Origin of the sequence: Glutamicibacter protophormiae, assembly GCF_014647495.1 — a bacterium.
Classification (GTDB): domain Bacteria; phylum Actinomycetota; class Actinomycetes; order Actinomycetales; family Micrococcaceae; genus Glutamicibacter; species Glutamicibacter protophormiae.
Genome location: NZ_BMPH01000004.1, coordinates 18,809 through 32,459 on the forward strand (window position 1 = coordinate 18,809; position 13,651 = coordinate 32,459).

Annotated in this window: 14 protein-coding genes; 7 read left to right on the forward strand and 7 right to left on the reverse strand. The window is 68.0% G+C overall.

Annotated elements, in window-relative coordinates; genetic code table 11:
• The first annotated feature begins 22 nt into the window (after positions 1 to 22).
• Positions 23 to 811, forward strand: coding sequence for a YaaA family protein (locus IEY43_RS06280; protein ID WP_188947762.1), 789 nt, complete (start codon positions 23 to 25; stop codon positions 809 to 811).
• Between the two features lie 7 nt (positions 812 to 818).
• On the opposite strand, the gene IEY43_RS06285 is transcribed toward IEY43_RS06280, so the two are convergent.
• Both IEY43_RS06285 and IEY43_RS06290 read right to left on the reverse strand, forming a co-directional pair.
• Complete coding sequence (locus IEY43_RS06285) at positions 819 to 1,211, reverse strand: VOC family protein (RefSeq protein ID WP_188947763.1); 393 nt, start codon at positions 1,209 to 1,211, stop codon at positions 819 to 821.
• An 11-nt stretch (positions 1,212 to 1,222) separates the two neighbouring features.
• A complete protein-coding gene (locus IEY43_RS06290) occupies positions 1,223 to 2,173 on the reverse strand; it encodes a Nif3-like dinuclear metal center hexameric protein (protein ID WP_188947764.1) in 951 nt (316 codons plus the stop codon).
• Between the two features lie 131 nt (positions 2,174 to 2,304).
• On the opposite strand from IEY43_RS06290, the gene msrA reads away from it, so the two are divergent.
• From msrA to epsC, 3 genes are all read left to right on the forward strand, one after another.
• Positions 2,305 to 2,832, forward strand: coding sequence for a peptide-methionine (S)-S-oxide reductase MsrA (gene msrA / locus IEY43_RS06295; protein WP_188947950.1), 528 nt, complete (start codon positions 2,305 to 2,307; stop codon positions 2,830 to 2,832).
• Between the two features lie 97 nt (positions 2,833 to 2,929).
• Positions 2,930 to 3,865 (forward strand): cysteine synthase A, encoded by a 936-nt coding sequence (gene cysK, locus IEY43_RS06300; protein WP_188947765.1) that lies wholly within the window; start codon positions 2,930 to 2,932, stop codon positions 3,863 to 3,865.
• Positions 3,866 to 4,030: 165 nt separating this feature from the next.
• On the forward strand, positions 4,031 to 4,615 hold the full coding sequence (gene epsC, locus IEY43_RS06305) for a serine O-acetyltransferase EpsC (RefSeq protein WP_053797996.1): 585 nt from the start codon (positions 4,031 to 4,033) through the stop codon (positions 4,613 to 4,615).
• Positions 4,616 to 4,694: 79 nt separating this feature from the next.
• Here epsC and IEY43_RS06310 read toward each other — a convergent pair whose 3' ends face one another.
• Positions 4,695 to 5,975: a dicarboxylate/amino acid:cation symporter gene (locus IEY43_RS06310; RefSeq protein ID WP_188947766.1), complete on the reverse strand. Its 1,281-nt coding sequence runs from the start codon at positions 5,973 to 5,975 to the stop codon at positions 4,695 to 4,697.
• 140 nt (positions 5,976 to 6,115) lie between these two features.
• Here IEY43_RS06310 and IEY43_RS06315 point away from each other — a divergent pair, with 140 nt between their 5' ends.
• A complete protein-coding gene (locus IEY43_RS06315; RefSeq protein WP_188947767.1) occupies positions 6,116 to 8,377 on the forward strand; it encodes an ATP-binding cassette domain-containing protein in 2,262 nt (753 codons plus the stop codon).
• Between the two features lie 130 nt (positions 8,378 to 8,507).
• Positions 8,508 to 8,807, forward strand: a complete 300-nt coding sequence (locus IEY43_RS06320) for a hypothetical protein (protein ID WP_188947768.1) — start codon at positions 8,508 to 8,510, stop codon at positions 8,805 to 8,807.
• Positions 8,808 to 9,095: 288 nt separating this feature from the next.
• On the opposite strand, the gene IEY43_RS06325 is transcribed toward IEY43_RS06320, so the two are convergent.
• The 3 genes from IEY43_RS06325 to IEY43_RS06335 form a co-directional block, all read right to left on the reverse strand.
• Positions 9,096 to 9,704: a class I SAM-dependent methyltransferase gene (locus IEY43_RS06325; RefSeq protein WP_188947769.1), complete on the reverse strand. Its 609-nt coding sequence runs from the start codon at positions 9,702 to 9,704 to the stop codon at positions 9,096 to 9,098.
• A gap of 42 nt (positions 9,705 to 9,746) precedes the next feature.
• On the reverse strand, positions 9,747 to 10,757 hold the full coding sequence (locus IEY43_RS06330) for an NADP-dependent oxidoreductase (protein ID WP_188947770.1): 1,011 nt from the start codon (positions 10,755 to 10,757) through the stop codon (positions 9,747 to 9,749).
• A 68-nt stretch (positions 10,758 to 10,825) separates the two neighbouring features.
• Positions 10,826 to 11,212, reverse strand: coding sequence for a DUF1304 domain-containing protein (locus IEY43_RS06335; protein WP_188947771.1), 387 nt, complete (start codon positions 11,210 to 11,212; stop codon positions 10,826 to 10,828).
• A gap of 101 nt (positions 11,213 to 11,313) precedes the next feature.
• Between IEY43_RS06335 and IEY43_RS06340 the strand changes: the two genes are divergently transcribed.
• Complete coding sequence (locus IEY43_RS06340; protein WP_188947772.1) at positions 11,314 to 11,898, forward strand: TetR/AcrR family transcriptional regulator; 585 nt, start codon at positions 11,314 to 11,316, stop codon at positions 11,896 to 11,898.
• A gap of 2 nt (positions 11,899 to 11,900) precedes the next feature.
• Here the strand turns inward: IEY43_RS06340 and IEY43_RS06345 are convergent, their stop codons facing one another.
• Positions 11,901 to 13,472 (reverse strand): carbohydrate-binding domain-containing protein, encoded by a 1,572-nt coding sequence (locus IEY43_RS06345; protein WP_188947773.1) that lies wholly within the window; start codon positions 13,470 to 13,472, stop codon positions 11,901 to 11,903.
• Positions 13,473 to 13,651: the final 179 nt, after the last annotated feature.

The following is a 13,651-nucleotide window of genomic DNA, read 5'->3' on the forward strand; positions in this document are numbered from 1 at the left end:
CGGTGGCGATAAGCTGGAAAGCGTGCTTATTTTGCTGCCGCCTTCAGAAGGCAAGACCGCCCACGCCGCCGGAACCCCCTTCGAGCTGGCCGAGCTCTCGTTCCCCGAACTGAACGCGGACCGCGAGCTGGTCATCTCCGCGCTGGCCGAAATCTCCTCGCGGGACAACGCGCTGGAACTGCTCGGGGTCGGCGCATCGCTGGTCAAGGAGGTCACCCGCAACATCAAGCTGCATACCGAGCCCGCCGCCCGCGCCCACGACATCTATTCGGGGGTCCTGTTCGAGGCCCTGGGCTACTCCAGCCTGGATGCGGCCTCGCAGCGGCGTGCCGACGCATCGGTGGTCGTGATCTCCGCATTGTGGGGCGCGGTGCGCTTCGGCGACCGGATCCCGCCGTACCGGCTGTCGATGTCGGTCAAGCTCGAACCGCTGGGCAAGCTGGCCAGCTGGTGGAAAAAGCGCATGAGCGCGGCGCTCGACCAGGCGGCCGAAGGGCAGCTGGTGGTCGACGCCCGTTCCAGCACCTACGCCGCGGCCTATAAGCCGGCCGGCGGCAATACCGTGGCGGTCAACGTCTTCCAGCTACGCAACGGCACCCCGAAGGTGGTCTCGCACTTCGCGAAGCACACCCGCGGCGAGGTCGCGCGTTTTCTGGTGCAGCAGTCCCAGGCGCCGTCCACCGCGCAGCAGCTGCTGGAGCTGGTCTCCACCCGGTGGGAGGCGAGCCTGGTCGAGGACAAGAAGGGCACGGCGCTGAACATCCTGCTTCCGGAAGACCACCAGTTCACCACCGTGAACAAGGTGGCCTGAGCCCGGCTCAGCGTTCCGCCGCGGATGCGACCAGCTCGACCTCGAATCCCGCCTCATCCGCCAGGTAGGCGGCGTAGTGCTGCGGTCCGCCGGCATACGGGTGGCGGTCGGCGAATAACAGGCTGAATCCATGCTCCCCTGCCTCGGCGGCCAGCGCCTCGACCTCTTCCTGGCTTCCGGCATGGAACGCCAGGTGGTTCAGCCCGGCACGGGTGCGATCATGACCGCCGGGCAGCACGTCGGGCCCGGATTCCAGCACGATGTAGAAATCCTCGTGGCGGTAGCTGATCCCGGCGCTCCAGCGCGAGTCGGCCGCGAATCCCAGGCGCAGCAGGAGCCAGCCGAGCGACGCCTCGCTGGCGGCCAGGTCCTGGACCCACAACTCCAGATGATGCAGCATCGGCGTCTTATTTAAGGGGTGAGGATGAAGTCCCAAGGGTCGGAATTGACCTGGGAAACCTCGATCTCGACCTCGTGGCCCAGATCGCGCAGCACGTTGTCCAGCGCCTTGGCCGCGGAAGACAGCCACACCCACTCGGAGGCGAAGTGCGACACGTCGATCAGGTAGGGGAAGCCGGATCCGGCGGCTTCGCGCGCCTCGCTGGCCGGGTGGTGGCGCAGATCGGCGGTGACGTAGACATCGGCCTGGTGCGAGCGCACCGCGTCGAACAGCGAATCGCCGGCCCCGGAGCACAGCGCGACCTTGCGCACCAGCCCGGTACGGTCGCCGGCCACCCGGATGCCCCCGGCCACGGCCGGCAGCACGGTGTAGACGCGTTCGGCGAAATCCTCCAGCTTCATCGGCTTGTCGAGGAAACCGACGCGGCCCAGCCCCTCTTCGGGAAGCCCGTCCTTGGATTCGACCAGCGGCACGCAGTCCTTCAGCCCGAAGGCGTCGGCCAGCGCGTCGTTGACCCCGCCCACGGCGCTGTCGGCGTTCGTGTGGGCGGTGAGCAGCGCGGTGCCGGTTTCGATCAGCCGGTGGATCGCCTCGCCCTTGAAGTGCGTGCCGGCCACCTGGGTGACCCCGCGCAGCAGCAGCGGGTGGTGGGTGATCAGCAGGTCGGCGCTGCGGGCGATCGCATCCTCGATAACCTCAAGGGTGGGATCCACGGCCAGCACGACCTTGGAGACCTGTGCGCCAGTGCGCCCGGTGACCAGTCCGACGGCGTCCCAGTCCTCGGCCAGCGACTGCGGCCACAGCTCCTCGGCCGCCTCCAGGACGTTGCCCAGGGTCGCCGCCACGGTGCTGGTGCGTTCCTGCGGATCCGCCGGCTTGTCGGCAACGGGCTTGAGCGCAGGAGGCGCCACAACGGCTTCTTTGGACTGCGGTTCGTGCGAGTTATCTGCCTTGCTCTGCATAAGCCAAGCCTACGCGCTGGAACTGGAGATGGAACAGAATGCAACGCCGCGACGTTGGGAACTGTGTGAGTACTCTGAGCATTCAATCGCCCCATCATTTCACTGCCCGCCTGGACGTCGACGGCAAGCAGCTGACCACCTTCGTGCTGGCCGGCGGCTGCTTCTGGTGCCTGGACGCGGTATACCAGCGCACCAAGGGGGTGGCCGCGGTCATCTCGGGCTACATCGGCGGGCACACCGTCGACCCGGACTACTACCAGGTGTGTTCCGGAACCACCGGGCATGCCGAAGGTCTCGCGGTGATCTTCGACGAAGACGTGGTGCCCGCGGAAGTCATCCTGGACATGTTCTTCACCACGCACGATCCAACCACCCTGAACCGCCAGGGCTACGACGTGGGGACCCAGTACCGCTCGGCCATGTTCCCGCTCGACGAGCAGCAGCGCGAAACCTTCCAGAAGGCCATCAAGAAGTATGCGGGCCTCTACCCTGATCCGATCGTAACCACAATGGAAGAGTCGAAAGATTTCTACCCTGCCGAGGAAATCCACCAGGATTACTACTCGAACAACTCCCAGGCGGGGTATTGCAGGGTCATCATCGACCCAAAGCTCGCAAAAGTCAGGAAATATTACGCTCAATGGCTAATCGAGGCCTAAGCCTCCAGCTGCCCCACTAGTGTTGGACATGAACCACTCGCGGTCAGTGCACCGCGGAACTCGCTCGCAGACAAGTCACGTAAGGATTGCATAGAAGATGGCCAAGATCTACAACAATGTCACCGAAGTAGTTGGCGGAACCCCGTTGGTGAAGTTGAACCGCCTGAGCGAAGGCCTGCCAGGCAACGTCGCGGTCAAGCTCGAATTCTACAATCCTGCCAACTCGGTCAAGGACCGCATCGGCGTGGCCATCGTCGACGCCGCAGAGAAGTCCGGCGCGCTGAAGCCCGGCGGAACCATCGTGGAGGGCACCTCGGGCAACACCGGCATCGCCCTGGCCATGGTCGGCGCGGCCCGCGGCTACAAGGTCATCCTGACCATGCCGGAGACCATGTCCACCGAGCGCCGTGTCATGCTGCGCGCCTTCGGCGCCGAGATCGTGCTGACCCCGGGTGCCGACGGCATGCGCGGCGCGGTGGAGAAGGCCAAGGAAATCGTGGCCACCACCGAGAACGCCATTTGGGCCCAGCAGTTCGCCAACACCGCGAACCCGCAGATCCACGCCGACACCACCGGCCCGGAGATCTGGGAAGACACCGACGGCACCGTGGACGTGCTGGTCGCCGGCATCGGCACCGGCGGCACCATCACCGGCGCCGGCCGCTACCTGAAGTCCAAGAACGCTGACCTGCAGCTGGTGGCCGTGGAGCCGAAGGACTCCCCGATCCTCAACGGCGGCAAGCCGGGCCCGCACAAGATCCAGGGCCTGGGCGCCAACTTCATCCCCGAGGTGCTGGACACCGAGCTGTACGACGAGGTCCTGGATGCCAGCATCGACGACTCGGTCGCCACCGCCCGTGCCCTGGGCGTGAAGGAAGGCATCCTGGGCGGCATCTCCGCCGGCGCGGCCGTGTGGGGCGCCCTGCAGGTCGCTGCCCGCGAAGAGAACGCCGGCAAGCTGATCGTGGCGATCATCCCCGACTTCGGCGAGCGCTACATCTCCACCCTGCTCTTCGACGACATCCGCGGCTAACCGGCCCGGCGGGCGCGATCTGAAAAGAAGTTCGCCGAAAAGTGAATAAATCGGCGCGAGCCACCGTTGAACCGTAGAGGGTTCGCAATGGTGCGGCTCGCGCCGATTTGCTGTGTGACATATGTATTTCCGTCACTGAAACGACCAACCACTAAGGTAGAGTTCATGAGTTTCTTCTCCCGGCTACGTGAAGACCTGGCCACCGCCCGCTCCCACGATCCGGCCGCCCGCAGCGACGTGGAAAACTTCTTCGTGTATTCCGGCCTGCATGCCATCTGGATGCACCGGCTGGCCCACCGCATGTGGCAGAACCCCGCGCTGCGCTGGCCCGCGCGCCTGCTCTCGCAGGCGAACCGCGCGATCACCGGCATCGAGATCCACCCGGGCGCGACCATCGGCCGGCGCTTCTTCATCGACCACGGCATGGGCATCGTCATCGGCGAGACCGCCGAGGTGGGCGACGACGTGATGCTGTACCACGGGGTGACCCTGGGCGGCCGCTCGCTGGCCAAGGTCAAGCGCCACCCGACCATCGAGGACCGCGTGGTCATCGGCGCCGGCGCCAAGGTGCTGGGCCCGATCACCATCGGCGCGGATTCTGCCATCGGCGCGAACGCCGTGGTGGTCAAGGACGCCCCGGCCGGCTCCATCGTGACCGGCATCCCGGCGCAGAACCGTCCGCGCACCCCCGAGCAGCGCCAGCCTGCCGTGGACCCGGCCGAGTACATCGATCCGGCCATGTGGATCTAGCCTGCGGCAGCGCCAAGGCACCAACGGCACAGCGCCGGTACCCAGTGGGTACCGGCGCTGTGCCGTTGGTGCGGGGAGGCTACTCGCCGAGCAGGTGCGAGGGCTTCTGGCCTTCGAGCAGTTCCACGGACTCGTCGGAAGGGTCCTGCGCCTGGGCGCCGAGCTTTCCGCGGGTCAGCTTGTTCATGATCATCGCGATCGCGCCGTCGCCGGTCACGTTGGTCGCGGTGCCGAAGGAGTCCAGCGCGATGTAGGCGGCGAACATCAGGCCGACCTCGACCTCGCCGAAGCCCAGCATGGTCTGCAGCAGGCCGGCGGCCGCGGCGATCGCGCCGCCGGGGACGCCCGGGGCGGCGATCATCATGACGCCGAGCATTAGGATGAACGGCAGGTAGGCGCCGAAGGCGACGTTGCCGCCGGTGAGCAGCAGCACCGCGATGGAGAAGCAGGTGATCTTGACCATCGAGCCGGACAGGTGGATGGTGGCGCACAGCGGCACCACGAAGCCTGCCACGGAATCGGAAACCTTGTTCTTCTTGGTGGAGGCCAGGGTGACCGGGATGGTGGCCGCGGAGGACGAGGTGCCCAGCGCGGTGAAGTAGGCGTCGCGCATGTTCCACAGCGCCTTGAGCGGGTTCTGCTTGTTCATCGAACCGGCGATGGCGTACTGCAGCAGCAGCACCACCAGGGTCAGCGCGAAGGAGACCACGGCGACCAGCAGGAACTTCTGGATCACCACGACGGCCGAGCCGCTGGCGGAGAGGTCCAGGAAGATGCCGAAGATGAACAGCGGCAGTGCCGGGACGATGATGCGGCGGATGACGCCCTCGATGATCGCGCGGAATTCGACGACGCCGCGGAACAGCACCTTGGAGTGGAAGGAGGTGATGCCCACGCCGACCATGAAGGCCAGCACCAGCGCGGTCATCACCGGGAAGACCGGCGGCAGCACGATCTCAGTGGCGGAGCCCGACGCGGAGGCGCTCAGGGTCACGAAGGCTTCGAAGCCGGACCCCTCGCCCTCGGTGATGGCTTCCACGCCTCCGCCGGACAGCGGGCCGCGGAACAGCCAGATGCTGGTGAAGTACGCCAGCAGGCCGGCGGCCAGGGTGGAGCCGTAGGCGACGACCGCGGTGATGCCCAGCCACTTGCCGGCGCCCTTGCCGAGCTCCGCGATGGCCGGGGCGACCAGGCCGAAGATGATCAGGGGCACCACGAAGCCCAGGACGCCGGAGAAGATCGAGTTGTAGGTGAGGAAGACGCTGCCCAGCCAGAGCGGCATCACCGGGCCCAGCAGTATGCCGGCCACGATGGCCAGGACTATCCATCCCAGCAGCGGTATCGATTTCAGCAGCTTCATGATGATCCTTTGGGGTGAGGGGGACGGAGCGATGCGGTGCGCCCGCGGATTGTGTCGCAGCGCACCCAACAATGATAGAGGGTGGCCGGGGTGCACCGAAATTCCCCCGCGCAGGGGCGGATTTAAGTAGGCTGGTTTCCATGACCCAGCACCCCGCAGACACCCATGACACCATCCGCGTGCGCCAGGCCCGCGAGAACAACCTGAAGGGCGTGGACGCCGACATCCCCAAGCGCCGCATCACCGCCTTCACCGGGGTCTCCGGCTCGGGCAAGTCCTCCCTGGTCTTCGGCACCATCGCCGCCGAATCCCAGCGGCTGATCAACGAGACCTACACCGCGTTCATCCAGACCTTCATGCCCTCCATGCCGCGCCCCGACGTGGAGGTGCTGGAAAACCTGTCCGCGGCGATCGTGGTGGACCAGGAGCGCATGGGCGCGAACTCCCGCTCCACGGTGGGCACCGCCACCGACGCCTACTCGCTGCTGCGCGTGCTCTACTCGCGCTATTCGGAGCCCAGCGCCGGCGGCGCCGGGGCGTACTCCTTCAACCTGGGCGAGGGCGCCTGCGCGGTGTGCGAGGGCTTCGGCACCGAGGCGAGCATCGACCTCGATGAGCTGCTGGACTGGGACAAGACCCTGAACGAGGGCGCGATCACCGCCCCGAACTTCGCCCCCGGCGCCTGGCTGTGGCAGACGCTGACCGCCGGCACCCAGGCGGACCTGGGCGTGAGGCTGCGCGAGATGCCCCAGGCGATGCTGGAGCGGCTGCTCTACGACCAGCCCGGCAAGGTGAAGCTGAACGGCGCGAACATGAGCTACTCCGGGCTGGTCACCCGCATCAAGTCCAACTACATCCATTCGGGGCGCGAGATCAAGCAGGCGCACATCCGCGACTGGATCGACCGCATCTCCACCACCGCGCCCTGCTCGGCCTGCGGCGGTTCGCGGCTGGGAGAGAAGGCCCGCGCCTCGAAGATCAACCAGCTGGGCATCGCGGACATGGCCGCGCTGCAGGTGACCGACCTGCTGGCCCAGCTGGAACGGCTGGACATCCCGGCCGCCGCTCCCCTGCTGGCCAACCTCACCGCGGTGCTCCAGGCGATGGTGCAGATCGGCCTGGGCTACCTCTGCCTGGACCGCCCGGCCGGGACGCTGTCCGGCGGCGAGGCGCAGCGCGTGAAGATGATCCGCCATCTGGGCAGCGCGCTGTCGGATGTCACCTACGTGTTCGACGAACCCACCGTGGGCCTGCACCCGCATGACATCGCGCGGATGAACCGGCTGCTGGAAGACCTGCGCGACAAGGGCAACACCGTGCTGGTGGTCGAGCACAAGCCCGAGGTCATCAAGATCGCCGACCACGTGATCGACCTGGGCCCGGGGGCCGGGGTGCACGGCGGAGAAGTCACCTACAGCGGGGATGTGCCCGGGCTGCTGGCCAGCGGCACGCTGACCGGCCGGCACTTCTCCACCCGGATCCCGCTGAAGGATGCGGTGCGCCAGAAAGGAGCGCCGCTGGCGATCCGCGGGGCGCACCTGCACAACCTGAAAAACGTGGACGTCGACGTGCCCACCGGGGTGCTGTGCGCTGTCACCGGGGTGGCCGGCTCGGGCAAGTCCTCGCTGATCCACTCCACGATCTCCAAGCGCGAGGACGTGGCGGTGGTGGACCAGTCGGCGATCCGCGGCTCGCGCCGCTCCAACCCCGCCACCTACACCGGGCTGCTGGAGCCCATCCGGGCGGCCTTCGCGAAGGCCAACGGGGTGAAGCCGGCGCTGTTCAGCGCGAACTCGGAGGGCGCCTGCGAGCACTGCGGCGGCGTGGGCTTCACCTACACGGACCTGGTGTCCATGGCCGGGGTGGCGCTGCCCTGCGAGATCTGCGAGGGCAGGCGCTACAAGGCCGAGGTGCTGGAATACACCTTCGAGGGGCTGAACATCGCCCAGGTGCTGGATCTGAGCATCGAGGAAGCCGCGGCGCGGCTGAAGATCAAGAAGGCCGCGCCGATGCTGGTGCGGCTGAACCAGGTGGGGCTGGGCTACCTGAAGCTCGGCCAGCCGCTGAATACGCTCTCGGGCGGCGAGCGCCAGCGCCTGAAGCTGGCGATCAACCTGGGCAAGGGCGCGGGCACCTACGTGCTGGACGAACCGACCACCGGCCTGCACCTGGCCGACGTGCAGCGGCTGCTGGCGCTGCTGGATGAGATGGTCGACGAAGGCAACACCGTGATCGTGATCGAGCACCACCTGGCGGTCATCGCCCACGCGGACTGGGTCATCGACCTGGGCCCGGGCGCCGGCCACGACGGCGGCAGCATCGTCTTCGAAGGCACCCCGGCGCAGCTGGCGGCCGCGGACACGCTCACCGGCCAGCACCTGGCCGCCTACGTGAAGGCGTAGGCGTGGACGTCCGGCTGCGCAGAAACTGGCCCGCACGCAGCCCCGCTCGTTGTTGCCCAGGGCGCCGGGACGGACTGCGGGTAGGGCGCATTGCGGCGCCATGCGTTGCCAAAAGCCATATACTCAAATGATGGAGACTTTCAAGCGGCAGCAGGTCGTCGATTTTCTCGTGGACGACCTCGGCTACGACGCGCACCTGACGCCGTGGGGCATCTTCATTGACATGCCGAACTTCGAGGACACGGGTCGCACCGTCATCGAATGGCGCGTCGGCGAGCGCGACATCGCAGATTTGAATGGACTCAGGATGCCACGCGGATTCGTCGGCGGTGCCGCCTACGCAATGCAAGAGCTCCGTGCCGTGCTTGCCTGCTTCATCGGAGACCGGGGCATCATGCGCGGTTCGGCGTTGCGCATCGAGCCGGCGTAGCACATGGCGATGATCACTGCCTGAGCAGTCAGCGTGGTCGCGACATGGCCCGCGCGGCGAGCTGGCGCGCCGTGCGGCGGGCGATCACCCTAGGCGATTCCAGATTAAAAGCTTGCTCCGCCCGTGAAGCCGTGGTTTCCAAGGAGTCTCCTGCCGATGCTCCCACGTGGTGATTGGCAGCGCGCCCGGCTCCTGGCACAGGTGGTGGAATCCAGTCGGGAGGCCCGGGACGGCGACAACGGTCGCCGCCCTTCCAGCTCCTGCGCACGCGGCGACCCGGTTGCCCGGCTAGGCGGCGCTGAGCACCGCGACCAGGAAGTCGTCGTTCGGCGCGTGCAGTTGCCAGGTGGAGTATTCCTGGTCCACAGACAGCCCGGCGTGCGCGGCGTCGGCGCGGAAGTCCGCGAACTCGTAGCCGCGGCCGGCGCCGAAGCCCACCACCAGCCGGCCGCCCTCGGCCAGGCGCCCGCGCAGCCGGGCCAGCGCCGGGAGGCGCTCGCCGGCGGACAGGAAGGTGAGCACATTGCCGGCGCAGACCACCAGGTCGAACTCGGTCAGCTCCCCCGGCCCCTCGGGCAGGGTGAAGTCGGCCAGGTTGCCCTGCAGCCAGCGCACGAACGGATAGTCTTCGCGGGCCACCTGGATCAGCTGCGCATCCAGGTCCACACCCAGCACGCGGTGGCCGTGCTCGGCCAGCCAGCCGCCGATGCGACCGGTGCCGCAGCCCGCGTCCAGGATGCGCGCGCCGCGGTCGGCCATGGCGTCGATCATCCGGGCCTCGCCGTGGATGTCGCGGCCCTGCGCGATGAATCCGCGCCAGCGTTCGGCGTAGTCCGCCGCGTGGTCGGGGTTGTTGCGGAGTGCGGCAAGCCAGAGGTTTTCTTCGGGACCAGTCATGCTCCCAGTTTCCCACGACCGGCACTGCGCCCAGGCCAGGTGCTAGATGCGCACCAGCATCTTGCCGGTGTTCGCCCCCTGCATCATCGCGATGAACGCCTCAACGGTGTTTTCGATTCCGTCCACGATCGTCTCGTCGTAGGCGATCTTGCCTTCGGTGAACCACTGGCCCATGCGCTGACCGAACTCCGGCGCATGCTGCAGGTAGTTGGACAGGGTGAAGCCCTGCAGCTTCAGGCCGCGGGTGATCAGGTTCGCCATGTTGCGCGGCCCGACGGGAGCCTGGGTGGTGTTGTAGCTGGAAATCGCACCGCACAGCGCGGCGCGGCCGCCGTCGTTGAAGGCTCCCAGCGCCGCTTCCAGGTGCTCGCCGCCGACGTTGTCGAAGAACACGTCGATGCCCTCGGGCGCCATCGCGGCCAGCTGGCCGGCGACATCCCCGTCCTTGTAGTTGAAGGCGGCGTCGTAGCCGTACTTCTGCGTGAGCAGCTCGACCTTCTCGGGGCTGCCGGCGGAGCCGATGACGCGCTTGGCGCCCAGCAGGCGGGCGATCTGCCCGGCGGCGGTGCCCACGGCCCCGGCGGCGCCGGAGATGAAGACGGTGTCCCCCTCCTTCATCCCGGCGACCACGGTCAGCCCCACCCACGCGGTCAGCCCGGTCATGCCCATCATGTGCAGGCGCAGCGAGCTGGGCACGCCGGGGATCTCGGGCACCGGGGTGAAGGTTTCCGCCGCGGCTTGCACGGTGTCCGACCAGCCGTGCTGGTGGGTGACCAGCGTGCCGACGGGCAGCTGCTGCGCGGCGGAGGCGACAACCCGGCCGACGGCGCCGCCGGCGATCCGTTCGCCGATCTGGTACGGGGCGACATAGGAGCGCGTGTCGTTCATGCGGCCGCGCATGTAGGGGTCCACCGAGATGAACTCGTTGCGCACCCGCACCTGGCCGTCGGCCATGGCGGGCAGCTCGACGGTGCGGACCTCGAAGTTCTCTTCGGAGGGCCAGCCGGCCGGGCGGGAGGCGAGCAGGATCTGGGTGCTGGTGGTGTTGTCCATGGGTTGGTGTGCCCTTTCTGTAGTGGAGCGATCCGGAGGATGCCCCGATCGGCGAGTCGATAGGCTCCCTAGCGGAGCAGTCCGAGCGCCAGCGCGATGAGCCCCAGCAGCGGCAGCGCACCCTGCTTCAGGGCGGTCGAGGATTTTTCGGGGCTGGAAATGCCCAGCACCAGGGCAGCGAGCAGCATGGAGCCAAGGCCCGTGAAAACCAGCGTGGATCCCACGGCCAGCTGCCCCGCGAGCTGGAAGGCCAGCCCTGCGAGCACGGCGAGCGCCAGGAACAGGTTGTAGAAGCCCTGGTTGAAGGCCAGGGTCCGGGTGGCGCGGGCGTCCGCGGCGCTGGTGCCGAAGACCTTGCGTGTGGCAGGGCGTTCCCACCACAGCGTTTCGAGCGCGAAGATGTATACGTGCAGCAGCGCGGCCAACAGCGCCAGGAACTGCGAGGCGAGCATCATGGCTGCGTCCTTCCCTCGGCGGCCGCCGCCGCGAACCTATTTCTGTAACGACCATTTCAATATATACTGAAATGGTCGTTACGAAAAGGGAAAGGACTGTGATGGCTCGAACACTGGCCTTCGACCGCGCCGAGGTGGTGCGCCAGGCGCGTGCTGTTTTCTGGTCCCGCGGCTACGAATCGGCCGCCATCCCCGAGCTGGAAGCCGCCACCGGGTTGAGCCGATCGAGCATCTACAACTCCTTCGGCTCCAAGCGCGGGCTGTTCGATGCGGCGGTCGACAGCTACCTGGACGAGGTGGTCCGGCCGCGGCTCGCGGCCCTGGCCGGAGGCGACGTCGCCGCCCAGGCGCTGGACGAGTACCTGGCGGCGACGCAGGCCATTTTCCAGAAGCCCGAATCGCTGCCGGCGGCCAACGGGTGCCTGCTGATCAACAGCGCCAACGCCCCGATCGCCAGCGATGAACACGTCAGCCAGGCAATCTGCGCCTACCGCGGTGAATTGCACGCCGCATTCTCCCGCGGGCTGCAGGCCGCCGTCCCGGGACTGGCCGGCCAGCGTCTTGCGCTGCTGGCAGATGCGGTCACCGGATTGGTGGTCGCGGCCTTCGCGCTGGTCCGCATCAGCCCCGCCGAGGCGGCCCGGCTGGTCGAGTCGGCCCGGCGGCTGGCCAGGGCGCAGGCGTAGGGTCAGCGCCCGCCGGGCCCGCCGCCCAGGCCGGAGGCGTACTGCCCCGCGGTGACCGTCGCCACCGGCACGGCCCCGTCCAGGCTCCCGGCGCCGAGCCCGGCCGCCTCCTCTGCGCTGCCGCCGGTGGAAATCGTGTAGCTCCGGCCGTTCTCGATGTCCTTGGCCGAATACACCAGGTTCCCGGTCGGCTTGCTGGCGACGAACGTGGCAACGAGCTTCCCGGCCGAGTCCGCAACCTGGATCGCGGTGCCCGCGGGAACCGCGGATCCCAGCGAGACCTGCAGCCCGCCCTGGGTGGAGGATCCGCCCAGCCCCTGGGCCATCGAATCGCTGCCCGCGGCCGCCAGCACCCCGCCGGTGACGGCAACGTCCCCGTTCGCGTCGTTGGAACCGTTGCCGCCGGCGGCCGGCCCGTTCACCACGATCTGCCCGCCGGAAATCGCGATGTCGCCGTTGGAGTCCAGCCCGTCGCCCTCGGCATGAACTGTCACGCTGCCGCCGGAGATGGCCAGGTGGACGTCGCCGGCCTGTTCTGCGCCTCCCCCGCCGCCCAGGGGCGAGGCGGCGCCCGCGGCGTTCAGCCCGTCGTCGCTGGCCGTGGCATCGACGGTACCGCCGGAAATGTGGATGTCGGCGGCTTCCAGCGCTTCGGTCGAATCGCTGACCACGGCGGTGCCGCCGCTGATGCTCAACGCCGTCTGCGCCTTCAGCCCGTCATCCCCCGCGGAGACGGTGAGCTGTCCGGCGTACTGGTGCAGCCAGCCGCGGTCGGCATCGGTGTCGTTGGTGGAGCCGATGCCGTCCCCGGCGGCGGTCACGGTGCAGTTCCCGCCGAGCACCAGCACGTAGTTTTTGCCCTTGATCCCGTCGTCCGCCGCGGCCACCGTGACCCGCCCGGAATCAAGCACCAGCCCGCCCTTGCTGGCGATGCCGTCCTGGTAGTTGCCCTCCACGGTCAATGCGCCCTCGCCGGCGATGGCCAGGTCAGCCATGGAGTAGATCGCAGCGTTCGGCGCGTCCGCGCCCGTGTCGGCGTAGTCGGGTGCGTCGCTGACCGCGTTCGACGACCCCTGCGCCAGATGCAGCAGCACCTCGTCCGCCTCGTTGACCAGGATGGCGGGTCCCGTAAAGGACGCAATCTGCGCGCCGTCCAGGATGATCCGCACCGGGTCCTTTGCGGGGGCATCCACCACCAGCTGCCCGTCGCCGAGCGTCCCGGAGACCCGGTAGGTGCCCGCCGCGCTGATTCTCACGGTGCCGCCGGAGACCGAGACCGCCGCTGCATTCGCGCCCTCGGCGAGGGAGCCGGAATCGGCCAGCGTGAGCGTGGTTTCGGCGGCCGCGTCCCACTTCAGGTCCCGGGCGTCGAAGTGGGTGTCCTCGGTGACCTCCCCGGGTGCAGCGGTGCTTCTGTCGGGCGAGCTGCTGGGCACCGCCGCGCTTTGGAAGGTGGTGTTGCCAGTCACTTCGGACACGGTTTTGGTCGACCCTGCGGAGCAGCCGGCCAGGGCCGCGGCCAGGGCCAGAACCGCCACCGATGCCAGGGCCTTGGGTCGGAACGGGAACGTCATGGGGCTCATCCTCGGGGAATTGAAGGGGTTGCACCCATTCTTTTCCCCCAGGCTGTGACGTCTCTGTTCAGCGCAAAAGCCGCACGTATGAATCCCCCGCCCCGGCTGTGACAGGATCCGCAGGGCCGGCGGCGCTCGCCGGGCACAGGAAAAAGCCGGCCGGGCAAAGGAAGTGGTTC

What these genes read in the sequence shown, in the direction of transcription:
- IEY43_RS06325 (WP_188947769.1), bottom strand. Translation starts at nt 9,704, where the DNA reads ATGACTGGTCCCGAAGAAAACCTCTGGCTTGCCGCACTCCGCAACAAC.
- IEY43_RS06335 (WP_188947771.1), bottom strand. Translation starts at nt 11,212, where the DNA reads ATGATGCTCGCCTCGCAGTTCCTGGCGCTGTTGGCCGCGCTGCTGCAC.
- IEY43_RS06330 (WP_188947770.1), bottom strand. Translation starts at nt 10,757, where the DNA reads ATGGACAACACCACCAGCACCCAGATCCTGCTCGCCTCCCGCCCGGCC.
- IEY43_RS06340 (WP_188947772.1), top strand. Translation starts at nt 11,314, where the DNA reads ATGGCTCGAACACTGGCCTTCGACCGCGCCGAGGTGGTGCGCCAGGCG.
- IEY43_RS06285 (WP_188947763.1), bottom strand. Translation starts at nt 1,211, where the DNA reads ATGCTGCATCATCTGGAGTTGTGGGTCCAGGACCTGGCCGCCAGCGAG.
- IEY43_RS06320 (WP_188947768.1), top strand. Translation starts at nt 8,508, where the DNA reads ATGGAGACTTTCAAGCGGCAGCAGGTCGTCGATTTTCTCGTGGACGAC.
- IEY43_RS06345 (WP_188947773.1), bottom strand. Translation starts at nt 13,472, where the DNA reads ATGACGTTCCCGTTCCGACCCAAGGCCCTGGCATCGGTGGCGGTTCTG.
- IEY43_RS06315 (WP_188947767.1), top strand. Translation starts at nt 6,116, where the DNA reads ATGACCCAGCACCCCGCAGACACCCATGACACCATCCGCGTGCGCCAG.
- cysK (WP_188947765.1), top strand. Translation starts at nt 2,930, where the DNA reads ATGGCCAAGATCTACAACAATGTCACCGAAGTAGTTGGCGGAACCCCG.
- IEY43_RS06310 (WP_188947766.1), bottom strand. Translation starts at nt 5,975, where the DNA reads ATGAAGCTGCTGAAATCGATACCGCTGCTGGGATGGATAGTCCTGGCC.
- IEY43_RS06290 (WP_188947764.1), bottom strand. Translation starts at nt 2,173, where the DNA reads ATGCAGAGCAAGGCAGATAACTCGCACGAACCGCAGTCCAAAGAAGCC.
- epsC (WP_053797996.1), top strand. Translation starts at nt 4,031, where the DNA reads ATGAGTTTCTTCTCCCGGCTACGTGAAGACCTGGCCACCGCCCGCTCC.